General features: G+C 54.4%; 16 protein-coding genes. 10 read left to right on the top strand and 6 right to left on the bottom strand.

Annotation, left to right across the window (positions count from 1 at the left end; translation table 11 throughout):
- The first annotated feature begins 59 nt into the window (after positions 1-59).
- The 7 genes from KDX39_RS16935 to KDX39_RS16910 all read left to right on the top strand — a co-directional run bounded on the left by KDX39_RS16935 (position 60) and on the right by KDX39_RS16910 (position 8,059).
- The gene (locus tag KDX39_RS16935) at positions 60-1,316 is read left to right on the top strand and encodes an integrase domain-containing protein (RefSeq protein ID WP_231661154.1); all 1,257 of its coding nucleotides are present in this window, start codon (positions 60-62) and stop codon (positions 1,314-1,316) included.
- Positions 1,317-1,763: 447 nt separating this feature from the next.
- Positions 1,764-3,332, top strand: a complete 1,569-nt coding sequence (locus KDX39_RS26675) for an AAA family ATPase (protein ID WP_442964551.1) — start codon at positions 1,764-1,766, stop codon at positions 3,330-3,332.
- Positions 3,329-4,189: an HNH endonuclease gene (locus KDX39_RS16930; RefSeq protein ID WP_231661153.1), complete on the top strand. Its 861-nt coding sequence runs from the start codon at positions 3,329-3,331 to the stop codon at positions 4,187-4,189. Before KDX39_RS26675 ends, KDX39_RS16930 begins: the two co-directional genes overlap by 4 nt.
- Positions 4,190-4,349: 160 nt before the next feature.
- Positions 4,350-4,919, top strand: coding sequence for a hypothetical protein (locus tag KDX39_RS16925; protein WP_231661152.1), 570 nt, complete (start codon positions 4,350-4,352; stop codon positions 4,917-4,919).
- A complete protein-coding gene (locus KDX39_RS16920) occupies positions 4,919-6,292 on the top strand; it encodes a 7-cyano-7-deazaguanine synthase (RefSeq protein ID WP_231661151.1) in 1,374 nt (457 codons plus the stop codon). Before KDX39_RS16925 ends, KDX39_RS16920 begins: the two co-directional genes overlap by 1 nt.
- Positions 6,289-7,458, top strand: a complete 1,170-nt coding sequence (locus KDX39_RS16915) for an XRE family transcriptional regulator (protein ID WP_231661150.1) — start codon at positions 6,289-6,291, stop codon at positions 7,456-7,458. Before KDX39_RS16920 ends, KDX39_RS16915 begins: the two co-directional genes overlap by 4 nt.
- Positions 7,433-8,059 (top strand): hypothetical protein, encoded by a 627-nt coding sequence (locus KDX39_RS16910; protein ID WP_231661149.1) that lies wholly within the window; start codon positions 7,433-7,435, stop codon positions 8,057-8,059. Before KDX39_RS16915 ends, KDX39_RS16910 begins: the two co-directional genes overlap by 26 nt.
- Before the next feature lie 299 nt (positions 8,060-8,358).
- Here the strand turns inward: KDX39_RS16910 and KDX39_RS16905 are convergent, their stop codons facing one another.
- Complete coding sequence (locus KDX39_RS16905) at positions 8,359-9,807, bottom strand: DUF2235 domain-containing protein (RefSeq protein ID WP_231661148.1); 1,449 nt, start codon at positions 9,805-9,807, stop codon at positions 8,359-8,361.
- Between the two features lie 569 nt (positions 9,808-10,376).
- On the opposite strand from KDX39_RS16905, the gene KDX39_RS16900 reads away from it, so the two are divergent.
- From KDX39_RS16900 to KDX39_RS16890, 3 genes are all read left to right on the top strand, one after another.
- Positions 10,377-10,706, top strand: coding sequence for a hypothetical protein (locus KDX39_RS16900; protein WP_153333839.1), 330 nt, complete (start codon positions 10,377-10,379; stop codon positions 10,704-10,706).
- A gap of 80 nt (positions 10,707-10,786) precedes the next feature.
- Positions 10,787-11,284 carry a RadC family protein gene (gene radC, locus KDX39_RS16895; RefSeq protein ID WP_231661147.1) on the top strand — a complete coding sequence of 166 codons (498 nt, stop codon included), beginning with the start codon at positions 10,787-10,789 and terminating at the stop codon, positions 11,282-11,284.
- 10 nt (positions 11,285-11,294) lie between these two features.
- Positions 11,295-11,477 (top strand): hypothetical protein, encoded by a 183-nt coding sequence (locus KDX39_RS16890; RefSeq protein ID WP_231661146.1) that lies wholly within the window; start codon positions 11,295-11,297, stop codon positions 11,475-11,477.
- Between the two features lie 163 nt (positions 11,478-11,640).
- Here the strand turns inward: KDX39_RS16890 and brxL are convergent, their stop codons facing one another.
- The 5 genes from brxL to brxC are packed head-to-tail and all read right to left on the bottom strand — an operon-like array spanning position 11,641 to position 24,834.
- Positions 11,641-13,683, bottom strand: coding sequence for a BREX system Lon protease-like protein BrxL (gene brxL, locus KDX39_RS16885; RefSeq protein ID WP_231661145.1), 2,043 nt, complete (start codon positions 13,681-13,683; stop codon positions 11,641-11,643).
- 6 nt (positions 13,684-13,689) lie between these two features.
- Positions 13,690-16,008: a BREX-1 system phosphatase PglZ type B gene (pglZ, locus tag KDX39_RS16880; RefSeq protein WP_231661144.1), complete on the bottom strand. Its 2,319-nt coding sequence runs from the start codon at positions 16,006-16,008 to the stop codon at positions 13,690-13,692.
- Positions 16,009-16,039: 31 nt separating this feature from the next.
- Positions 16,040-17,833 carry a DUF262 domain-containing protein gene (locus KDX39_RS16875; protein ID WP_231661143.1) on the bottom strand — a complete coding sequence of 598 codons (1,794 nt, stop codon included), beginning with the start codon at positions 17,831-17,833 and terminating at the stop codon, positions 16,040-16,042.
- A gap of 3 nt (positions 17,834-17,836) precedes the next feature.
- A complete protein-coding gene (locus KDX39_RS16870) occupies positions 17,837-21,364 on the bottom strand; it encodes an Eco57I restriction-modification methylase domain-containing protein (RefSeq protein WP_231661142.1) in 3,528 nt (1,175 codons plus the stop codon).
- Entirely contained in the window at positions 21,364-24,834 is a 3,471-nt protein-coding gene (gene brxC / locus KDX39_RS16865; protein WP_231661141.1) for a BREX system P-loop protein BrxC, read from the bottom strand. Before brxC ends, KDX39_RS16870 begins: the two co-directional genes overlap by 1 nt.
- Positions 24,835-24,871 lie beyond the last annotated feature (37 nt).

Raw genomic sequence — 24,871 nt, 5'->3', positions numbered from 1 at the left:
GTATTCCAAGCCCTTCAGTGGTAATTTTTGGAATACCAATTGATGTCATGGAACACCTCATGTGCGCCCAAGCCACCCGCCTCTCTGATCGTCAGCTCAAAGCGGTAAAGCCGAAAGACAAGGACTACGTCCTCAGCGATGGAGACGGTTTACAGCTGCGCGTTAGGGTCAATGGCTCTACGCTATGGAACTTCAACTACCGGCAGCCGATCACCAAAAACCGCATCAATATGGGCCTCGGCACCTACCCAGAACTCTCACTCGCACAAGCCAGGAAGAAAACGGTCGAGGCCAGAGAGCTTCTCGCCCAGGGCATCGACCCGAAAGAACAACGTAGCGAGTTGGAGCAGACAAAAAGGCAGGCAACCGAGCACACATTCGAGAACGTGGCATCTGCCTGGTTTGAACTGAAAAAAGATTCGGTCACTCAGGCGTATGCCGAGGACATCTGGCGCTCGCTTACGCTGCATGTCTTTCCATCGCTGGGAACAACACCTATCTCGCAAATCAATGCCCCGAGGGTCATCGAGCTGCTGCGCCCTTTGGAAACCAAAGGCAGCCTGGAGACAGTGAAGCGACTGACCCAACGACTCAACGAGATCATGACCTACGGTGTGAACTCGGGAATGATCTTTGCCAATCCGCTCAGCGGCATTCGGGCCGTTTTTAAGAAGCCGAAAAAGCAGAACATGGCAGCCCTCCGCCCGGAAGAGCTGCCAGAGTTAATGGTCGCCATCGCCAATGCGAGCATAAAGAGAACAACCCGCTGCCTGATCGAATGGCAACTCCACACCATGACCCGCCCTGCGGAAGCCGCCACGACGTCCTGGGCTGACATCGACCTCGACAAGAAAATCTGGACGATCCCGGCGGAACGTATGAAGAAGCGACGCGCTCACGTCATACCGCTGACCGAACACGCACTTGCTCTGATAGAGACGATCAAGCCCTACAGCGGACACAGAGAGTACGTGTTCCCAGCCGACAGAGACCCACGAACTCACTGCAATAGCCAGACGGCAAACATGGCCCTGAAACGGATGGGCTTTGAAGGGCGCTTGGTGAGCCATGGCATGCGCTCCATGGCCAGTACCATCCTGAACGAACAGGGATGGGACCCCGAGCTGATCGAGGTCGCACTTGCGCACGTGGACAAAGATGAGGTGCGTAGCGCCTACAATCGTGCGGATTACATTGAACGCAGAAGACCAATGATGAAATGGTGGAGTGAGCATATTCACCGAGCAGGTATGGGTAGTTTGTCTATGTCGGCCACCCAGGGAGCTACGAGGTTAAAAGCGGTATCAGTGCGATAGCTGGCGCAGGATCTCACCACCAGCGAGCTGGGCCTGGCCGACGAGATCGATACTCTCGCGAATCTTCGACGCAGTAATCCAAGGGAATACGCTGCAAGATTTCAAGGCAGATATCTTCGGCAATCAGGCTAAAAATCCCGACCAGATCAACCTAATGATGCTCCACAGCTCGAAGGGGGTAGGGCTTCGGGCCGCTATCATGATGGGCGTGGAGAACGGCGTATTTCCAAGCTCCTGAAATAACCGGTAAGCAACTGGCGGAAGCCGCAAGTTTGATCTACGTTGGCGTGACACGTGCAAAAGCACAGGCTCACCTGATGTTTGACTCGCATGAGTCCCAACTAATCACAGCAATTCGAAGGGCTACTTAGCCGCTCCAAGAATACGGTTGGAAAAACGACTCATTTGATTGTCAGGCTCAAACCATGGACATAAGGTTGGGTAAAGATGTTTACGGTCATTGATTCAGCGCAGCGGATCCCACCTCAAGCGAACTCCCAAGTATTTCTTTTGGTGGATTACTGGGATGACTGGTTCAAATTCCGCACGACGTTTAGGATCATCGTTTTTGACGCTACCGGTGTTCGGCATATGCCCGGATCCGTCAAAATTGGTCAAGCAGGCCTTCTCCCTGCGCCGAGGGGGTCGGATCCTCCGCCAGGGACACGAACTCCGGATCTCCCGGAAAATTTTGTCGCCCTTGATCCAGCGCAGTTCTTCTCACTTGGCCAAGACGAGGACTACTACGCAACCCTTGCATCGCTCCCCCAAGGATTCGGCTCAGTTATTCTCCAAGGGCTATGTGATTGCGCCTTTGACCTCCAAATCTTTAATAGGCACCACCACGAAGAGGTGATGGGCGAGTCCTTGCTCCGGTCGCTGACAGAGCCGAATGTGCGCAATCGCCTGAACCGTCTTGCGCACGGCAACGCAGTCCTGACTCGATTCGAGTTCGAATACACTCTTCCCCCACCACCTCCACCTATCGATGGCGGTGTTCTATCTCCGCCTCCACCAACTATGCAATTCCAGGTAATTCCTAACGCTGAACCTCCAACAAATCTGCACGTGCTGGTGGGTAGAAACGGAGTAGGTAAAACCCGTTGCGTTCAAGGCATCATTAATACTCTGTTAGAGCGAGATAGCGAATCCGCACCACGAGGAGTGTTACGTCGGCTGGGAGCAAATCACGACGACTGGACATTCTCCGGGCTGGTCTCCGTATCGTTCAGTGCTTTCGATAGCTTCGAATTACCGCCGCCAGCCACTATGCGGACCACCGCTGTATTCGTCGGCTTAAGATCGCAAAGAGAAGTGGATGGGCAAATTGTTGAACATCTCAAAAGCACTCAGGAATTAGCAAACGACTTCGTCCTGAGCCTAGAAAGATGCCAAAGTGAACCTCGGCGAGCACGCTGGCTTCGCGCCGTGGCAAGCCTAGCCACCGACCCGCTCTTTGCCGAAAATACAGTTGAACAACTCATCGAACCTAGTGACGATTGGCGAGACCGTGCTAGCCGCTTTTTTAGGCTCCTAAGTTCGGGGCACGCGATAGTTTTACTTACAACCACTCGACTCGTCGAGCTCGTTGATGAAGGTACGCTGGTGGTGCTGGATGAGCCCGAAGGGCACCTACACCCTCCTTTGTTATCCGCGTTTGTTCGAGCAGTGGCCGATCTCCTCGTCGCACGGAATGGGGTCGCCCTGATCTCGACACACTCTCCAGTGGTACTGCAAGAAGTCCCGCGTAGCTGCGTTTGGATGCTAAGGCGAACCCGCACTCATTCAGCCGTTGAACGCCCATCCATAGAGACTTTTGGGGAAAGCGTTGGTGTCTTGACTCGAGAAGTTTTCGGTTTAGAGGTAACGGACTCAGGCTTCCATCAGCTTATCGCGGAGGTAGCTCGCAGACCTGGACAAACGTTTGAAGCAGTCGAAAGCCACTTTAGAGGGCAGTTAGGAGCCGAAGCACGAGCGCTTGCGCGAAGCCTTACCATTCATAGGGACGTGCCGTGAAACGTCTAGATCCACCTGCGTTCAACGCCACTTTGACGGTAGAGACCTGTGCCGCCGGCATCTCCATCCCCGACAGAGCTCAAGCGCTCAGGGATGCATTACCTGTTATTCAAGCCTCGGAGGTCGAGTATCTAGAGCTTGGTTTAGCCGGCCAACTGTTTGAAATAGTCGAAAGCGACACAGTGACCCCACAGCTCAATGCAGACTTGATGGGAATAATCTACAAGTCGCACTTTGCCCGGAAGGGGTCACCGTCAAGATCACTTTATGAGCAGATCAGAATGGCTCCTGAGTTCGGCATTTGTCCATTGTGTGCTCAGAGGACCGTCGCCACGGTTGACCATTACTTGCCTCAAACTCGCCACCCCAAGCTCAATTTGACACCGGCCAACCTTGTCCCTGCTTGCTCAGACTGCAACAAACGCAAGCTTGCGGGGGTTGCCACGAGAGCCGAGGATCAAACCCTACATCCTTACTATGACAACCTAGGCAATGAGCGCTGGCTCGTTGTTGAAGTTCGGGCATCTTCGCCACCAACGATATCCTTTGCCGTACGTCCTGCGGGGACATGGAGTGAAGTGCTCACAAAACGCGTGCATCATCATTTTCGAGTTATGGGCCTCGGTGAGCTCTACGCTGCACAAGCTGCCAGTGAAATGGCAGATATCTCTTATTCGCTTGAGGAGGTCGGGGCTAGCTCAGGCCCCGATGGGGTTCGCCAGCATCTTGATGGTCAATTTCGTTCGCGATACGCCCGTGACACCAACTCTTGGAAAACTGCCCTGTACGAAGGGCTCAGAGACTCAGATTGGTTTTGCATTGAAGGCTACCGACTCATCCGTACCCCCCGCGCATAAATGGCATGTCCTATGCGCTGACGAAAATCAGCTTCTACTCTATTGAGAAACCGAAATCATCGGGCACATCCTTGTTTCCAATTGCGCCTTTGACATTGTCAGATTTTTAGTACTAATATCTGACAATGTCAAAACCGGTATTCACTGGGGGCTGGACGAAATGAGCGATGGGCCACATAGAAGCTTGAAGCTGCGAAAGCCATGGAAAGAACTGGCAAAGCGTGCGGACAAAGACACCTACGATGCCTCCCAGATAGCTGAGGCTACGAAGCATGCAGTTGCCAGTGACTTCAAAATGGAGGTCTCGTGGCTCCTGATGGAAGCCCTGAAAGCAGTGTTTACCGGCTGTGATAACTCTCTGGAAATTCGAGAAATCGCGCTTACGCAACTTGAAGATGCGAAAGCATTTGCAGCAGCCTCCGTTTTTGGAGCGAATCTTGTGGAATGGAGCATCGCCCTTATCCATGAAGGGAAATTTGGAATTGAAGCATTCCATGAGGCAGTAGGCCTCGCCGCCAAAGACCGCTGCCACGCGAACATACGGTCGATTGAAGAACACTACCTTCGCGACTCAAACGAGCGAAGAGCAGAGCACGTGAGTAAGAGACTACAGAATGCCATTTCTACTCTATCGAGCACCCAGCTAGGTCTGGATCTTGTGGGCCCAGAGCCCGTACGAATCGCTCCACCGAGGAAGATGGAAGGTCTTGATGACGGGGTATCGTTGTGATGAACACCTTCCCGCCTAAGGAAATAGCTGTAGATATACTTGAACCTGGCGCCCGCAAAAGAAACGGCGTAATCCCGTGTTACATCGAGAAGAACATCGAGTTCGACCTCGAGGCTCTCGCATCCTTCTCATCCCATGACAAATGGGAGCCCGTAACGTATGACGCACTACTCATATCCGCTGCAGTTGAGTTCTGTGATCGCTACCTTGTCCGCAGTTCCATGAATTGGAGCCGTCGATTCATCGTTCACGCTCCAGTACACGACGTTGAGCGGTGGTCGAGTAACAAGGTAAACCGAGCGCTCGTCAACGCACTGAACCTTTTGACCGGAGACGACTGGCATTTCAATTTTGGACCTCGAAAACAAGCTGCACAGAGACCGCCGCAAGGCCAAATAGCTTTTCCTTCCGATGCAGAGGCTGTCATTGCCTTCAGTGATGGAATGGACTCACGTGCGGTCTCTGAGCTTGAGAGCAAGCGCCTAGGTAAACGCCTGATTCGTCTTCGAATAGGGAGCAAACAACACGACATTTCAAAAAAGGAACGCCAAAGGATTCCATTCACGGCCATCCCATATTCAGTCAAGCTTGATGATGCAAGAAGCGCTGAGAGAAGTGCACGCAGCCGCGGATTCAAATTCAGCATCATATCGGCAGTTGCGGCGTATCTAATTGATGCTCCAATGGCCATCATCCCCGAAAGCGGACAAGGTGCACTTGCACCTGTGCTCCTTCCTGTTGCACATGGGTATGAGGACTATCGAAATCACCCCGTCTTCACCAAGCTGATGGAGCGCTTTATCGAAGCACTTCTTGGTTACCGATTCCAGTACACCTTTCCCAGGCTTTGGATGACGAAAGGCGAGACCTTGCGCGAGTTTGTGGAAACCTGTGGCCCTAACGTGAATTGGATAACGACCAGGTCGTGCTGGCAGCAATCCCGACAGGTAGCCGTTTCAGGCGCAAGAAGACAGTGCGGCATATGCGCCGCGTGTATGCTTCGCCGCCTTAGCGTTCACGCTGCAGGATTGGAGGAGCCACCAACGAACTATGTATGGGAATCCCTAGACAGCCCGACCTGGGAAACAGGCGCAGCAAAAGAATTCACCAGTTTTACTAAAGCCTTGCGACAATACGCTATCGCAGGGGTGCTTCATTTCGAACACCTTTCTTCGATTCGGGAATCTTCGCAGTACGAACTGATCAAACGCCGCAGAACGAGCGAACTGGCTCGAGCTCTGGCCGAGTCGCCACATACCGTGGCGCAGAACCTTGACAGGCTCTTGCAGCAACATGCCAAGGAATGGTCAGCGTTCACGGGCGATATGAGATCAGAGTCGTTCGTGAGGAAGTGGATAGATGGCGCATCATGACCAAACCAGACTTTGAACTAAACCCAGCTGAACTGGGCGAGCGACTGAAGGTCGCGCGCGAAACCGCGGCCATGACCCAAGACGCAGCTGCCAAAGCAGTTGGCTTTGCTCGAACCACTCTCGTGGCCATTGAAAAAGGGCAGCGCTCTGCAAGGCTCGACGAGATCCAGATGCTTAGTCGCTGTTATGGAGTATCTGCCAACTCGTTGCTACGTCGAGAAGCGGTCCATGTGGACCTTGTTCCTCGTTTCCGCTCACTCCCAGACACTGGTGACGCAGGTATCGATCAAGCTGCTCGGATGCTGAATGATCTCGTCAGAGCTGAAGTAGAACTTGAGAACATTTTGGGCGTTCGGAAAACCTCGAATTATCCGACCGAAAAAAGCATCTTACCTGGCGATGTACGTAAACAAGCAGAGCACGATGCACATAGCCTCCGAAGCTGGCTAGGGCTCGGTGAGAGCCCCATCCAAAATCTGTTTTCACTCATAGAGATGCAACTCGGAATTCGTGTTTATAGCCGGAGACTTGAATCGAAAGTGTCTGGGCTATTTGCCTATGACGACGCCGTTGGCGCCTGTATGCTAATAAATGCAGTACATCGGAAGGATCGTCAAACCCAGACTGGCGCCCACGAGCTCGGGCACTTTATAGCGACGCGGCGTCAGCCCGAAATCTATCAAGCCGAAAAGTATGAGAACTCGCGTGAAGAGCGTTACGCGAATGCTTTCGGTAGTGCTTTTCTGACGCCTGCCCGCACTGTCATGGAAAAGTTCAAGGAAGTGACCATTGGATCAACCCACCTCACTCGTCGGCACATCATCCTGCTCGCTAGTTTCTTTGGCATTTCACGCCAAGCGATGGTGATGAGGCTTGAAGAATTGGACCTGACGAAAAAGGGAACGTGGGATTGGTTTATGGATAATGGCGGTATAACCGACGACCAAGCCCAGCAGGTACTAGGCACGATATCTCACGATTCCACGCCTATGGAAGGCGCGCAATCAACCAGGCTTTTTTTGTTAGCTATCGATGCCTGGAAAAAGGATCTAATCAGCGAAGGGCAAATGTCTGATTTGCTTAAGCTCGATCGGTCGAAAGTACGCGAATTGCTTGATGAGGCAGAAGAGGATGAAGTTGATGACCTTTTCAAGCTGCCTCACTGATCAAGATAGCATTCTCGTTCTTGACGCCAGTGTCATCATCAACTTGCTGGCGACCGATCATGCAAGCGCAATCCTGCAAGCAGTTCCGACTCCTATAGTCGTCACCGACAATGTAATACGAGAGATTGAGCTAGGGGCAGCAAACGGCCGGCCTGAACCGAAACAGCTTTTGGAGCTAATCCATAATCAAATTTTAAAGAGAGAAGAGCTCTCTGGCATTGCATTAGAGCACTTCTTCGACTTGGTATCCGGATCCACGGCGGCCTCGCTCGGAGATGGAGAAGCCGCGACACTCGCGCTTGCACATTGCAACAGTTTCACCGCTGTCATTGATGAAAAAAAAGCAACCAAGATCTCCTCTGAACGCTTTGAAAATCTACGCCTGATTACGACGGTGGATATTCTCGCCTATGAACCTGTGCGGATTTCACTCGGAGATGAAGTGCTAGCTATGGCAACGCTTCAGGCGTTGAAAAACGCCAGAATGCAAGTTCGAGAAGCCCAATTCGACTGGGTTCAAGAGGTGATCGGTTGTGAGAATGTAAGGTTCTGCCCAAGCCTGAGGCGGCTCATAAAACTCAAGGCAGCAGGACGTTGTTGAATCGGTCAGTAATCGGCTAGACAGTAAGGGACCAGTAAACACACCATGCGTGTTTACGCAGTTTGCACTGGGCTCATCATCCCAACTCATAATCCGCATGCTGATCATCTTTGATCAGGTGCGCATCGCACATTGGACAGGGCCATACAGCTATTGAGTAGCTGCCTCGAAGACGCTGTGTAAAACCAGGCTTCACAGTGACCGCATTGGTACAATCACCACGACCAAAGACCTTCTGGTGATCATTAGTGATGACCATCACCCTGCCCATGCAGCGACGCATGATGTCGGCCAGCCGCTCAGTCCTCGTCCGGCATACAGCCATTGACGATCCAGCGCGGCTCCCCCTTGATCAGATTCAGTTCAAGCTCGGACCGCCCAGATGTTTCACGCACCCGCTGCAAAACTCGCTCGGGCACGGTGTACACCTGATCGTTATTCACGCCTCTCAGCACCACTTTCAATCGCTCACCTACCGGCACGACTACAGCATTAAAGCCGATGTCACTGATTCGAGGATATAGAACTGGATGAGGGCCACCCAGACTAATGAAGCGATAATTTTCCAGCCATTGAAAACGTAAGAGATTTCCATTATCCAACGGAAAATTCCCAATGCCGTCATAGCGCCGCAACGTCAGACTCATCGCATCGTCGAGACTCATCTGACTAGGCCTCACGGTTTTCTCACGGTAATTGAAACAACCATAAGGCGATGGCACTCTCAGCAAGAGATCAATCGTCCCCCGTGAGTCATGGAGCCCTTCATCCAGCACGCGACAGCCTGGCTGCTCACTGTTTTCAGGCAAGGCGCAATTGTAGTTTTTCAAGTTTGGCCTCAGTCCCATCCTTGCCATCGTCATGCGGGCATACTGCGTGACCGCCATGCCGGCACCTTTTTTGTAAGAGTCGCCCAAGTCCGAGTGCGCTCCCGGTACTTCAATCGTCACAATCCGCTGCGGAAAGTAAAACAGTTTCGCCAGAGGATTATTTTCGTACCCCTCATCGGCATCGACCACCAGCCCGAAAAACTTGCGAGTTTCGTTCTGGGCCACAAAGTGGTATGCGAACTCCAGATTCGCTGGTAACGCCAGATCCAGATAGTTCGCCATCCCGGTTGCTACCGTATCGAACAACAACGCGTAGGACCGCACTGTGAGCACTTCACCCCACACGTTAACCAACGGCTTACTGGCCAACAGATTAAGGAAATATCGAGACGTCGCCGCCCCCCGACTGAAGCCGATGACAACGACACGAATCTCCCTGACCCCGGAATCCAGATTCGCAATTTTGGACTCTACGTCAGCTACGGCGCGACGGGCCGATAGCCAGGTACTCCAGCCAATCGCCGAATCAAAGGGGCATGCCACCCAGGAAGGACAACCCGGCCCCCGATAATAAATCGCCGACAAAGCATCCACAGGGATAGACGCCTTTTCACTCCCCTTGCGAATTTCATCGACAACATCCTGATAAAGCCTGCCAACCACCGTGGCGTTTTCCGAGTCAGGAGTATTGAAGAGGTCGTTGTTGGTGCCATCAAACGCCACGACCAGGGTATATACACCCGACTCGCCATTGTTGACCCTCGGCAATATGGAAGAGGACATTCCCCCCAAGTCATGAAGCCTGGTTTTCTGCTCTTCGGAAATCGGCACTTCACGACTGCCGGAAAATAAACTGGAGCAACCTGATAGCACCAGACAAAACAGAAGAACCGCGTAATTTCTTGGTAGCTTACTCACTCAAACGTTTCCCGCTAGCGGACATCGATCACCTTCGCCGAAGTCTTGATAGCTCTATATCGGCAGTACCAGTTGCTCCTTGATTGATTGCCAGCCTCGAGATGCCGCCCTGATATGTAGCGATGTCGCGCCGGTGCCCAACCGAAGACCCGATCGGGGGAGTCGTTCCGGGATACGGGATACAGGCCCCAGTTGCAGGATGCTTATGACCGCGAACAATTCACCCGCTACGACCATCGGGAGGCATGCTGTGTCCATTGAGCGCAGGCTGACTGGAACCCTGAGTCATTGATCAACGCCGCCTCAGTCTCAGGAACGTTTTCTGTCGCTAATAGCCGACATCTCAGAAAAAATACACCTGTACATTTCTTTCACGTCATTCACCTTTGGTCGCTTAAAGTCGCATGCCGCTTTGCCATTCCCACGCCTGCTGACTTCGGCAGCTCGCCAAGGCAGTGCTGAGTCGTTCCTGCCCTAACAATCGGATCGCTTATTAAAAGAGTTTCTACGATTCAAAAAAATCACAGCCCTACATTACTGCCATGACAATCCCTCCATGGAGACATCCCATGTCATCGCAGTGTCCCCTCTGTAACTCCTACAAAATTGCCTCACTCAGAAACGCTATGAAAATTGGCGCAGCCATTGGCACCGTTGGCGGCGCGGCGCAGGGCGCAAGCTCTGCACTAGCAGGCGGCCGGTTCGGCGCTGCTGTCGGTGCTATTGCCGGACCGCCAGGTCTCACCCTGGGCGCAATCTCCGGAGCAGTCCTCGGCGGCCTCGCTGGTGGTGTGGGAGGGTGCGCGCTTGGTGCTCAGCTTGGTGAAAAACTGGATCGTCACGTCCTGGCGAACAATCTCTGCCTCATCTGTGGTCATCGCTTCAACTTGCCCGCCTGATCCAACAACCCACCTTTTCCCGGACAGTGCTGCGCGTTACGCAGCGCTTATGCCGCACTGTGTTCAAAAGGATTTTTTGCATGAAATATCACAAGCTCAAAGCCGGTGAAACGACCGGAACCTATGTCATGGAATCCCCTGTCACAGAGGCCGACATCCTGCAGATGGCTCAACAACTAGCGATGAGTCGCCTGTCTAAAGGCAGGGTACTGACTGATCCGAAGCAGGTATTCAACCACTTGCAAACACTGCTGCAGTATCACGAGCACGAAGTTTTTGCCTTGTTACTGCTAGATACTAAACATCGGGTAATCAGCTTTCGGGAGCTATTCAGAGGCACCCTTGACGGTGCAAGCGTGTACCCGCGGGAGGTGGTCAAGATCGCCCTAGAGCAAAACGCCGCAGCCGTGATTTTGGTGCACAACCACCCATCCGGCGATCCCGAGCCCAGTCAGGCTGACCGCTCGCTGACGCGCACGCTCAGAGAGGCACTGAATCTGATTGGGGTAAGAACGCTGGACCACATCATCGTTGGCAGTGACGGCTGTACATCGCTGGCGGAACAGGGCTACCTGTGAGGAAGTAGGCATGAAGCAACTGGTACGAATCTTTGCAGCCCTGTTCATCTTCGTCGGCATTCTTGCCGGATGCATGACAGCAATATTTTTGTTGATTCTCATGGTGCGGTTTCCGCCGCTTCTGATTGCAGCAGTACTGACTTGCCTGATTTTCAGTCGGCTACGGAGCACTGCAAATAACACATCTGGATAATTGTGAGCTCAACCAACGTCCGTCGCTGGCAGGCGACGGACGTTGGTTGATGTACAGTCCTCTTTTTTTCACCCCGTCTGTTGCAGTTACAGACCGCAGGGTCGCGCTATGTACAAGGCCGCTCTGGGACCGTCGTCAAACATCGCTGAACTGTGGCATCCCCTTACTCCACAATCGCTTTCAATAACGCATCCCGTGCATCCTGATAGAACTGGATGTCGATCTTTGTTGCCATGTCATCAGATAGGTCATGCAGCTGGCGCCTTGCTGTGACAGGCATGAGCAGCACGCTGGCCCCCTTCTCTACCGCCAGCTCGGCAATATTCACTGCGCTGCTAATCGGCTCAATCGAGCCGCCAAGGTTTATCTCGCCGACGACGATCACTCCGCCCTTCACCGACTTTTTCAGCAAGCTGCTACACATCGCAATCAGCGCCGCCATGCCCAGTTTGGAACCTCGTTTGGCGGAGTCGTAGGCTCTGAGCTGAACGGAGAACTCATGGGCGCGTGGATCGCGGTCTCCGATGAGCTGAGTCGCTCTGGAATACAAATTCTGCTCGGCATAGCGCAGCGACTCCTTGAAGGCTGCGGGCGCCGGATTATTGAGGATGCGTACTCCAGAGCCAGGGCCTTCATTCACCTCGATGCGATACAGGCCAGCGTTGTCGTCGATGTCCGCCCCACCTTCGCTGACGGTCCAGATCTGGCCCGGCTCCAGTGGGTCATCACCGATTTCGTTGTCGGCGCGAAGCTCCGGCGTAGCCACGAACTTCTCCACCCCATCATCACCAATGAAGTAACTAAAATGGGTGTTACGAAACTCGGCGGCTCCGACTCGCTTTTGCTGTTCCTTGACCCGGCGCCGTACCTCAAGCCCTAAACGAGTAGCCCATTCCAAATCTTCGTCGGACACAACCATGTCCTGCCCTGGATACATCAGTTTGAGCAAGCCGGAGACGGTTTTGTTGACTGCATTGGTATCGCGGCCACTTAGTGCTCCGCCCAGGTGAACGCGATTCTGCATGGCAGATACGCGGCTCTGGAAACGCAGGCGACTCATACATTCGGAGAAGAAGTCACTGACCAGGCCAAAGTGATCGGTGGTCAGAGTCTTGTTCATTTTAGGTACATCCCAGCCAGGTAGATAGCAATGGATACGGTCCATCCAGGCAGTGTCATCACGCATCTCTGCTGGGAGTGGGCCAAACAGATGACCTACTCGCTGCTGGTGTTCGACATCGACATCGAAGTTACCGACAAACACCATGGAGCCATCGGCTCGAATGCTTTCCTTCCCACGACTGAACTCGCCGGACTCCATGTAGCCCTTCATGATGTTGATCCCTTCCTTGGTATCGAAGGAGATCCCGCTGACCTCATCAAAGCAAACAACATCGTACTGGCAAACCAAGCCGCGCTGCCCGCTGGCGTTGTTGACGAACATCTTGGCGATGGTCGCCTTGCCGCCTGAAATCAAATGCGCGTAGGGCGATATTTGCTGAAATAGGTGGCTCTTGCCTGTGCCCCGCGGCCCCAGCTCGACCATGTTGTAGTTGCGCTCAACGAACGGCACCATGCGGAGCATTATGGCGTCTATAGCTCGCGGTGACAGCGCGCTTGGTTCCAGGCCGATGGAGCGTGTGAGGAAATCTCGCCACTCTTCGCTGCTGAATCGTGTACGTGCCTCTGCCATGATATCCAACACATTGCGCTTGGACATTTGGATGGGGCGCAACTCTGCAATGCCAAAGGCGTGCCCCTTTTCCTCAGCAATGATGCTGTCGTACTCCAGCGTCACCTCAGCATAAAAACCACCGGTCAGCAGACGTTCGTTGTCATCAACAATTTTGTCTGGGATACGCACACGATTGAGATTCAAGCTGGGCAACGACGCCAGGTAGCCACCTTCCTTTTCTACAAACCGCACGCTGACAATATCGATCAGTTTGGCAGAGCCGGTTTTATAGGCACGTGCCTTGAACAGCTCTTCTTCGCCGGCGCGCACGGTACGATCGGACAGCTGTCGCTGAACGATTTCCAAACCCTCTTCGATTTCGATGGGATCGGTTGAGGCGCAATATCTGCCCAGCATAAACTCGACGACATAGGTCGGAACCGGAAATTGACGCGCAAAAGTGCGCACCAGGTCTTTGCGAACTAAGTACCCCTCAAAGACCTCCGCGGACTTACGGTCCAGCGTATCCATTTCCACTTACTCGTCTCCTACCAGAGTTGGTTTTTTCGCCAGCACGTTGCCCTTGTCATCCAGCAGCACCAATACAGCAGTAGTGCCCTCATACTGGTCATCTACCAATAGAGTGCACTTGCCTTCTTTTAGCGGCTTGCGCTTGGTGATCTCTGAATCCGGGTCAGCCGGGTGCGTTCTGAGTACCGCCAGTACCCCTTCAGCACTGGTTTGCGCCTGGACTTTACAGGTCAATCCCACCCAGCGCAGATCCGAGAGTGTTGCAGAGATCGCTGAGGTAGTGACTGTGACTTGTGTGCTGCGTACCTCTAGCACCGGCGTCAAACACTCCTGCAGGCTTAGGCCACCGTGATCATAGTGCTGTCCTGCCTTGAAACTACAGGCACCTGGAGCCATGGCAATACTGACGGCACCGTTCCAGTACCAACCTACCTGTTGATAACCGCTGTCCACAGAATCCTTGATGACCGCGCAGCGGCCCCAGCGCGTTTCGGTCAAGTGTTTGGGCAATTCGACCTTCACCATCGGTGCGGGCGTCAGCATCCAGCCATGGTCGGTGACGATGCGAATTTTGCGCCAGCCTGCAGCCAGGAGCTCTTCAACCCGCTCCACGACTTCAGCCAGTAAGGTATCAATTCGCGCCGCCAGCTTGAGCCCCTTCACGTGGCCTTCTTTGTCAATATCGCCGCTTTGAACCCAAGCATTGGACACAGGATCGCCTGAATCGCCCTCATCCAAATATTGCCAGCCTTTTTCCTGCAGAAACTTCTTCAGGTAATAAGCTGAGAAGTCCTTGTCTTCGTCTAGCAAGCTGGGCTCAAAATCCCGATCGGTGGTTCTGCCAGTCAATCGGTTATGCACCGGCGTTACGGCTGCTTTCGCGGTCGACGTCACTGAAGGCAAAGCTGCCCAGTTTGTAGAAAGCGTTACTGCTCCCAATCCTTGCAGAGCCTGATTCAGACGCTGGGCAATGTCGTAGCGTAGGCCGTCTACGAAAAATACCACTTCACCACCCGCGGCATACTCAGCCGTGGCTTCATTCACCTGGTTGCTACCCGGATAGCCCCTAGATTTGATCACACCTTGGAAATTGCGCGTCACCTCATCCAACCATGGGGTGTAGATCAGCGCGAGGATCTGCTGCACAAGAACTTGCTGGCTTGCGGACAAGGGGGAAGCCAAGGCTTTGAGCATCTGATCATCAGCCTGCCAATAGTGCTCCCGATACTGCGCCGCCATTTCCTCTGCATCAACGCCGGAGAAGACCTTTGTGGTCTTCTGAGCCACTTGGCTCAGGTGACCAAGCACGCCTGCCAACGGAGCCAGACCAAGCTCAAACCAAATCCAAGTACGCCGTTGTGCATGCCGTTGCTCAAGGGTCTGCAGGCTTTGGCGAACCTGAGTAGCACCTTGCTCAAGCAACTGCTGTAGCGTCTGCTCCAGGTATCCCTCTTCACTCAAATTGATAGCCGGATAGCTTTCACCGCTGGAAGCCAAATCAGGCTGGACCTTGAGCATTAACTGCGGCAAGAACGGGTAGTGGCGGCAAGACTCAGCATAGCGTTGCCAAACACCGTCCCAGATACCCTGGCGTTGGCACAGCAATTCGGCGGCCGTCAACTCTCCATCCTGTTCAGGATTGAAGTGGTATTCGGTTTCGCAGATGCCGACCAGTGCTTGCCAGCGTGACCCGTCCCAGCGCTCACGGCAGCTTTTGCTGTCATTCATCCAACTGAGTAAATCACGCACCGGGTCGCTGCTAACCAGCTTATTGAAATCTGCTGCCTCGAGCCGGCGGTTGCACAGCTCATCACGCTCGCTTTCCAGAATCTCAGGTAAAACACGCAGCATGGCTTGTTGGGATTTCTCATCCTTGGCGACATCCAGCCCTGCTCCGCCGTTACTGGAGATCAGAAAGGCGTTCACCGTCCAATCACGGCCAGAGTTGTTGTAGATCCACCAACAACCTCGGTACTGCAGCTCAGCCAGCGGTTTGAGGTCGTCCGGGCAAGCACCGATTGCACGCAGGTCGCGGCGTTCCACGCCCGGTAAATACAGGATCGGCGTTCGATCGGCTGGGAGCTCGATGCTGGGCAGCGCATTCTCCACAACACATTTGATCCAGATGGCTGGACCTACTTTCTTTTCGGGGGCGTAGTCACCCAACACGATCAGCTCAGGCATTGCAGCTTGTAACAATGGCAATGCTGGCTCCCACTGGCGCAGGGTGTCAGTCCACAGAATTACGCTGGGAGCGACTTGCACATTGGAGTTGTAGGCAGCGCTGTTCCGGATTTCGGTGGCCAGCAAATCAATCAGTTTCATATCAATCCTTGGATTCATTGAGCAGGCTTGATCATGTGACCGTAATAACCAATGGATACTTCGCCTGTACCTCTTGCACCAATTGCATCGTTCTCGCCTCCAGCTTTTCCACGGTCCAGCTGTCCTCCGCGGCCAGTGCATGGTTCAGATAGAGACCGTTGTTGTACCCAACCTCCCGACCCTGGCTGTCGGTGCGGCTTTGCTTCTGAGCAAAGCTCTTGTTGCCCAGTGCGCTGTTGTAGCCAGATATGGTTAGGTTACCCAGGCAGTGGGCGTAGGTCTGACGGTGTTGCTCGGCCAGACTCGCATCGCCATCGGCAATCATTTGCACCCAACTGTCAGGGATGTTTTCACCCTGGGGGAAGATATGCTCGATAGTCCATACATACTGCTTGCCTTTCAGCGCCCACAGATCGACCTTGGTTTCGCGAGTCATGCGGCCTTCCTCAAGGGCGCAAAGGACAAAGCGGCAAACCGCTTTATTGTCTTCGTAGATCGGACCTCTGAGGCTTTTCTCGAACTGCTCATCACTAGCGCTTTCGGCTTGAAGCGTGCGCTGAATATGATTGACCACATCACCAGCACGTAGCCCACGGATGGTCTCGGCCACATCCATGAAGATACGGGTCAAATCACGGGTAGGCGGTAGGTCGGTCGTGTTGCGCCGAACAAAGAAGGCAATCAGAAAGATCACTGCCTGTTCAAGGTGCTCATGATTCAGTTCCAGCTCGGTTTGGCGCTCCATCAGCACCATGAGAAGCAAATAAGCGGCAGCCCCCTGGATGCGGTCCAGCGAGAGCAGCAAGCTGGAGAGTTTGGGCTGCTCAGGCACAGCACGGTAGCCGACAATTTGAGCGTAGCGGCTGGACAGACGAATCATGGCGTGCAAAAAGCCCTCGGCATCATGGGCGATCAGCTTTTCATACACCTGCATCAGGTTTGATTTGGTGGCCACCGGTACTGAAACGACATCCTTCAGATCGGGTTTGAACGCGTTGTAATACTGGCGAAAGAAACGCTCCTGCACGGCGTAGTCATCACCAAGGGCGTCAATCACCTTTTTCCAGCGGTTGTACTGCTTGTCGATGCTGCCAGGGTCTTTGGACTCCAGTACTGCGAGCAATTTGTTCTTGATGAGGTCAATGGCCGTCAACGGTACACCGCGATTGTTCAGCGACTCGAACAAGGTGTAGGCATCGGAATGCCCGGCGACCTCAATTTTGACCAGGGTGGCGGTGTTCACTTTCTCCAGCAGAGCCTGCAAGCTCACAATGGGGTCAGCACTGTGCTCCAGGTACAGTTCAATTCGGCTGATAAAATGCCGAAAGGCTTTCATAACCCGCCGATTGCCGGCATTCGGCACAATCTCCACATCGTCCAAAATGCCGGTCTGGCCGAGCACCGCGAAGTAGTCCTGTTGGTTGTTGTTCTGCACCTGGGGGATCAGGCGTGGCTGATCCGACTTTTTCTTCAGCACCAGTTTGTGCTTGAGGTTGTACAGCTCAATCTGTTGCTCCATGCCCAGATTCGGCAGGGTGCGGTAGCTCTGATAGACCGCCGCCAGCAGCAAAGACAGTGTGGTCATGCGTTGCTGCCCGTCCACCAGCTCCAGGCTTTGTACAGTCAGGGCATCTTGCGACTGGTTAATGCAGATGATCGAGCCGAGGAAATAATGCAGCTCGTTGTCCAACAGATCCTCAAACAGCGCATCCCACTGCGCACGGCTCCAGGTGTATTCACGCTGGTACCGCGGGATGGCATAAACCACCCCACTCTCGATATCGAGCAGGGTAGAAACCGGGTAGTTGTAAACGGACTTGATCATGGACTAGCTCCTTGCCGCCTGTTTCTCAGCCAACGTCAGATGGTGATCGTTAATCCGTGCGCCTTCGCCTTCGTCGTATTGCAGGCCGAGGGTGTACCAGGGGGCGGATTCGACGTCTTTGCCGCGGTCTTTGGCCCATTTGATGTTGGGCATCCAGCGCAGAATGCCCGCACCTTTTTTGCCGACACTGCGAGCGTTCAGGAATGGGCGGATGTTGAGGCGCACACCGTCGTTTAGATCAGGGGTCCAGCCGATGGGTTGTTCGGCCTGGGGCTTCCAGCGCACGAAGATATCGTAGGGGGCTTCGCCTTCGAGGATAGCTTCCAGCTCGTGCTTGAGCACTTCGGCGGCGAGTAGGCGTTCCTGAGCCCCGTCTTCACCGTTGGCCATGCCGGCTTGTTGGGTGCGGATCCAGTCACCTAGATAGGTGTAGATCAGCCGTTCGAGGCCGGACTTGTCGAGTTTGTGGTAGTTGACCAGGGCGCTAAAGCCGTCGTTGAGTCCGTCCCAAATGTGCCAAATAAACGGCCGGTGCTGGAATAGTTTACAGTGCTGCTCGAAGAACTTATCGCGCAGCCAGAGGTTGAGGGATTTGCTGCCGACGGTTTCCAGCAAGCGGTTTTTCAGTGGTGTGGTCCAGGCATCGCCGTAGGCGGCTTGCAGCAGAGCTTCCAGGCGTTGGTCGGCAGTTTTTTCACCGCGCACGGCGGGCAGGCAAACAATGCCGTCGTCATCCACATACGCATCCAGTGCTTGGCATCGCTGCACCCATTCACGCTGTTCTGAGGCCAGCTCCATGTTTGCATCCAGCTCCGCCGGCCAGCGGTAGCCGAGCAGGCGGGCGACAGCCACTTGCAGCACGCTGTCATCGACACGCAGTTCGCCATGAGCGGTCCACTTGGCCTGTTCGTCCCAGATCACCGCGCCACAGGGATGACCGTGGAAGATCCATTGGGTAGGGTTGTTCGTGTAAGGCTGGGGTAGGCCGTTAGGGTATTTTTCTTCGGCGACACTAGTCCAATAGCCGAAGTCGAAAGGAACCTTAACCAACGCTCCATTGGCCACTATAATATTTTGGTCAATTTCCCTTACTCGATCATGAAAATCCGGCGAGGTGCAATATACATACATCGCTTTAAGGCTCTTCATATCACGAGGAATAATCGCAGCCATAGACTTATCGTAGCGGTTACCAAGGTAAAGAGAGCTACGCAGCCCCTTCATCAGCGCAATAGAAATACCTTTCTTGTGCCATGCTTGTTGCCCGCTCTGGTCTTGATTATGAATTCTCTCACGGTATAGCTTATCCATCCCTCTAACTCTGTTCGTTGTATGATCCCAAGCGACTAACAGAGACAACCCATCGAACATTGCATCGCTATTCTGTGCCGATGATTGCAGCCAATCCCAGCAACTCGGCTTTTCATAAAATTCCCAGTAGCAGCGCCCAAACTGTTCAAACCCACCTGTCCCTAAACCAAGAAAGCTATCTGCACTCTCAGCTAACAATGTATCTACTCCGAGTACATCTAAAGCAACGCGAGCATCCGGATTCTCCAATTGCTTACCCTGCTCCATACTCTTCACTTCATCCGCCAGCAGCCCCGCCGCCTTCTCTGCCGCAGTTCGTGCCTCGGACACATCCACTCCACGAATCCAGTTGTCCTGCTCGCCACTTTGCAGCAGATCCGCCGACTGGCTAGCCGCATTGCCTCGGCTCAGGCTAATCAGAATCGCTTTGACCACCTCACCACTGATGGTCTCGAATGCACCCGGCCCCAAGCGAGCAATCAAATGCCAGCTGTCGTTCTGCAGCAGCTTTTCTCGGAACTTTCTATACGTTGTTTGAAACAGCCAGTTCTGCGGCAAAACAATACTTGCCGTGCCACCTTGGGTACAAAACTCCAAACAGCGGTCGAGGAAAACCGTAGCCAGATCGTTTTTGCCTGCGGGGTAATAGGCTTCGCAATACTCTTTGAGGGTATCGTTCTGCTTACCACGCGCCAGGTAAGGCACGTTGGTGATGACCCAGGTGTACTGCCCGGCCAGTAGCTCGGCGGCCTTTGCCAGGCCTTGAGCAACAATGCCCGCTTCCAAGCGGTTAGTGCGAACAGATACCTCTGCTTCGGCTTCACTCTGCTGGTTGATTTGCTCCTGCGACAGCGCCTCGCCCAGCAATTGCTGCAATTCGCTCCACTGGGCGATTTGTGCGGCCTTGCTGTGGCGTGGGTTGATCAGGCTGCCGAGTACCGGCGCATCCTGGAAGGTCTGGTACATCCAGTCCAGGGCGATGGTCAGGTTCTGCTTGCCGGCCTTACGGCTGAGTTCTTTCCATTCATCGCGGGCGGCGGCGATAGACAGACCACTACAGGCCAGGTGCATTTCCGGCAGGCTGCGATAGCCATCAGCGTCCGGATAGCGCCAGGCTTCCAGCGCTACAGTAAAGGCTGCCAGCTCCACGCAGCGCTGATCCAGCTCTAGGCCGTGCAGGTTATCTGTGAGCACACGATCGATGGCCTGCTGGGCCGTGAAATTCTCGGCCTGCATGCGCATGGGCACCAGCATCAAAAAGGCGGCGACTAGAAAATGGCCGGAGCCGCAGCAGGGGTCGAGCGCTTTGATTTCACTCAGCTGTTTGGGCCAGGCATCGAAGGTGCCGGAAGCTGGCTGCCATTGCTGGGTAGTTTCATCTTTTACAAACCGCAAAAACTTAAGTGGCACGCCGGGGATGGCGGCTTTGTCGCGCAGCTCCTGTTCGCTATTGGCCTGCTGCCAGTCGCTATCGGTCAGACGTTGGCCGGCCCACCAGCTGCCCAGGCTGTTATCCAGCAGAAAGCTGACCATATAGGGTTCGGTAAACAGCTGCGTGACCGGCGAGAGTTCGTCGGCGCCAATCTTAACCTCGGAATCATTAACTTCTTTTTTTCGCTTGCTCTGCCAGAACTGATAGACCCAACCCAGGCTATCCTGGGCCTGGAAGGTTTCTATAGCCAGGCCGGTCACCAGCTGCTCAAGGCTGCGCTGATGTTCTGGGGCAAGCTCCAACTCGAATACCGGCGAGTCGATACGGAAAATTTGCGGCAGCATCTTGGAGGCCAGCACCCCAGCCAGCTCCCAGCCACTTTGGCAGTGGCGTTCTAGTTCGTCGCGAGCCACATCCGGGTCTTGCACCAGCTCATTACATTCGGCCAGGGTCAACTGCGTGTGCTCGTCATACATAAGCAAGTTGTTCTGCTCTAGAAAACGCGCAAACAACATGCGGTGCCAGTGTTCGTAGGCGACTTCTGTGACAAGCTTGTGGATGGATTGTTGGCCGTTGGCATCTTTGTTATCACCTAGCTGACGGCCATGGGCGCGCAGACGGGTGCGCAGCTTGCGCTGCTCATCACTCAGATAGTCGGCCGGCTTAGCATCGCCCACGCCGAGTCGTTTGACGGCCTGGGTAGCCGCTTGCTCGGCGATGTCGCGGGCTTTGACGACAGTGGCTTCCAACGTACGGCGAAGGGCTTTATCGAGGGGCTGTCGAGTCATCAGAAGGTCACCGGTCCGTCGTTGAGTTTGTCGAGAACCTGTTGCTTCACTTCTGCCAGCCAGGTGTCGACGTCGGCTTCGGTCTCGAAGGTTTTGCGCGGCAGGCTGATGCGCTGCAGTTTGGGTTGCAGCAGTTGAACGGCTTCCATGCGTGCGTTATCAAATTTACTGGACAGCGATTCAGTGCGATCTGTCCACTGCTCCAGGCTGACTTCATTGAGGCTGTCAATAATGGCCTCGGCGTCGTTCAGCGCCGGTTGCGCCAAGGAAAGCAGTTTACGTTTGCCGAGGATGTCGCTTTTTTGCTGCTCACTGAGTTGCTGCCAGTGGCTGTCGGCCTGCAGTTGAATCAGACATTCGGCATACCGGCCCTGATAGGCCTGCACATGAAACTGGATGGCATCGCGCAGCTTATTAACCAGCTGCTGAACCAGGCCGGATACCGGATTGGGGTCATCCAGCAGGGATCGATGGCTGACTATGGCATCCACCTCGGTCTGGATAGCAGCATGGAAAGACAGACCACGACTAAGATCGAGCAGGTTTTTGAGCCGCGCCCAATCACTGCGCCGCGCTTCGATACGTTGGGCAATATCGGCCCAAGCTTTGACCGCCTGTTTTATGGCGTCTTGCTCATCGAGCACATGCTTGAGTTGTGCATTACCAGAGTGACGCGCCAGCTCGTCGAAAATACGGCTGTCGGGGGTTTTCGGCAGAGGGGCTTCCCCCCCGGCGCGCTTGGCTAGTTCACGACCTTTTTCAGCCAGAAGTGGCAGCTTGCTAGCTTCTTCACCGGGCTGACAATCGATGCCGCTGCTGCTGAGTACACCACGTATCTTGATCAGGTCTACCGGGCGGATGGTGATGCTTTCCGGCTTATAGCTGGTTTGAGTGATCTGCTTGCGATCCAGCGTTGTGGCGGTAACCGGGTTATTGCGGTTGTCGTAGGCGATGAGAATGCCAGTGGCCATGAGGACGGCCAGACCGCCGTCGATGGCGTCCTGCGGCCAGCCGTAGGAGCCGCCCAGAAAGTGCTCACGGATCTCGCTGCCTTTTTTCGACACCCCGATATAGCGCTTGATGGCCGCACACACCGGGTGCTGTTCGGCATCACCGCTGTAGCCCAGTGCTTCCAGGGCGTTTTGCCCCCCCTCTTTACTGGCGCGGTCGTATACCTTGCCCCAGCCGGGGTGGTCGGCGGCATCGAAGTCGCGATAGAGGCGAATCAACGAGGCTTTGGCAGCGGTTTCTACTCGTTCAGCAATCGTGTTGCCGTCTACTTCGTTGCCTCCAGCCTGAAGCACTTGCACACCTTCGAAGATTTCGCGCAGAAATGCTTGCACCTGCTTTTGCGCATCGCGGTAGCGGGTTTCCATCGCGCTGCGGGCGTCTTTGCCGGCATCGGTATTGGGGATGCCGCGATTTTCCAAGGTGGCGTGAGCTGCGTGTTCGGCAAGGATGGCGTTTGTTAACTCGGAGCGATTACGTCCCGGCACAAATACGAAAATAGTAGGATCTCCGGGGTGACAACTGCGAGCATCTGCAAGAAAGCTTTTTTCCGTTATGCCTAATCCGATCTCGTCCTGCACCCAGACGTAGACTTTTTCTTTGGCGTCTTTGGGCAACTCGGCGTCAAAGCAAGGGATAACTTGGCGCGGCTCGTTGCACTTGCCCTGGGTGAGACGCACCTGGGCTAATTGGCGGCGCAGTTCTTTGTGCAACAGGTCTACGCGGATATTTTCGATACGCTGCATATTGCCGCGCAGGTCGGCTTCTTCCTGGCGAAGTGTGTCGTACCACTGCGCACTCTCCTGAGTTTGCAAACGGAACTCGGTGCCGGTGCTGGTTTGCATAGGCATAACCAGACCTTCGTCGGCCAATGCCTGCAGCAGTTTAGGCACGCTGGTACGAATAGAATCTTTGCCACTATTGAGGTCATCAATCAGCAGATCAGCCAGCATGTCGGCGGTGGCCCGCACTCCGCAGTCGGCGGTGGGATCTGAAGGCAGTTTACCGATCAGCAGCACCAACCCGAGAATGCGCGACTTGAGCTTATCGTCAGCATCGCCGGCGGACAGGCGACCAATGGTTTCGGCAATTTCTTTGGAGATTACGCCCGTTTGCAGCAGGTTGACTGCGATCTGGTTGTAAATGAAGTCCGCCGGCACCACATGGCCAAGCGGCAAATCGGCGGTGGCCTGAGCGGCTTCGTGGATGACCTTGAGCTGGTTACGCAATTGCGAAACAGTGCCGGTGGTGTCGACAATACGCAGCACCCGCTCCCAGAAGCGGCGGCGCACAGGAAGCAGCGGGTAATCGGCCAACATGACTTTTTCGTCATCTTGATGATGCTCGATTTTGGTACCACGCAGCTGGCGCGAGATCTCGCCCAGATGGGACTTCAGCACCTGTTCCAACTGCGGTTTGGCCGATGCTTTTTTCTGAAGGATGACCTTGCGGATCACCGACTCGACATCGGTATCGGACAACTGAATTGGAATCTGGAAGCGACCGAGCAGACGCTGCAAATTAGGCATGCCCGACAGGGCGCTCTGGCCGGTGGCAACAAACAGCAGCTTGTTCTGGAAGATAGAATGCTTGCAGCAGGTTTCTACTACTTCTTGGACTTGGTGCGCTTTGTCGGTATCGGAGCCGACGTACTGTTGCACCTCATCGAGCACCACCAAGGTTAGCGGGAACTGACCTTCTTTGGATAGGGCGTCGTAAATAGCATCGACCATCTGCTGGTTGGTGACATCCTGAACGTTTGGGTACTGCTCACGCAGTAGCTGGCGCACACCTTTGACGTCATCGCCCAGAGTGCTGTCTACCTCAAGCAGTGCCCCGGCAATGCTTCGGGAAACGTAGAGGTCTTCTAGCTCGTCGTCCCAGCTGTCGCCCGCAGTTTCGACCTTGTCTTTGATCCGATCAAAAATACCCTGCTTTTTCAGCCACAGCACAAAGCGGGCCTGATGGTACTGCTCGGGAAGACCGGCGGACTTGAACACAATGTTGAGCAGCGCCAGACGCACGTTGTTGTTAGCACCGGAGCCCAAGGTACCAGAGGCGGCATGCAGACCGCCGTGGCGTTTTGCGGCGTTGCTCAGTTCCTTAAAGTGGTCTATGACCTCCTGCGGCAAATCGGCAATATCGCGAGCAGAGACGCCATCGCTGAACGGCTGGTTAGTCCACAGCGCGCGGAGCATTTTGGCCAGGTGCGACTTACCGGAACCGAAGAAGCCAGAGATCCACACACCGGGCTGTTCGTGCTGGCCGCCCAAATTGCGCAGGTAGGCAGACAGTATTTTGTCGAGCCCGGCTTGGTACTCACCATCGCAGACAAAGGTTTGCAACTCGTAGCGCAGGGTCTTGAGTGCCTGGGCTGACTGGTCGTCCTTAACTTCAGCGACACCATTGTTTTCCAGGCGATTCTGCTGGGGGTCGAGCTGGTAAATCTCGCGGTTCAACATCCTGGGCATGCTCCCTTTGCGCCTACTGCGCCAATCT

The sequence above is a fragment of the Pseudomonas sp. CDFA 610 genome, from assembly GCF_021147865.1.
Lineage (GTDB): Bacteria > Pseudomonadota > Gammaproteobacteria > Pseudomonadales > Pseudomonadaceae > Aquipseudomonas > Aquipseudomonas alliivorans.
The sequence above is the reverse complement of the archived record's forward strand: the minus strand, read 5'-3'. Positions and strand labels throughout refer to the sequence as shown.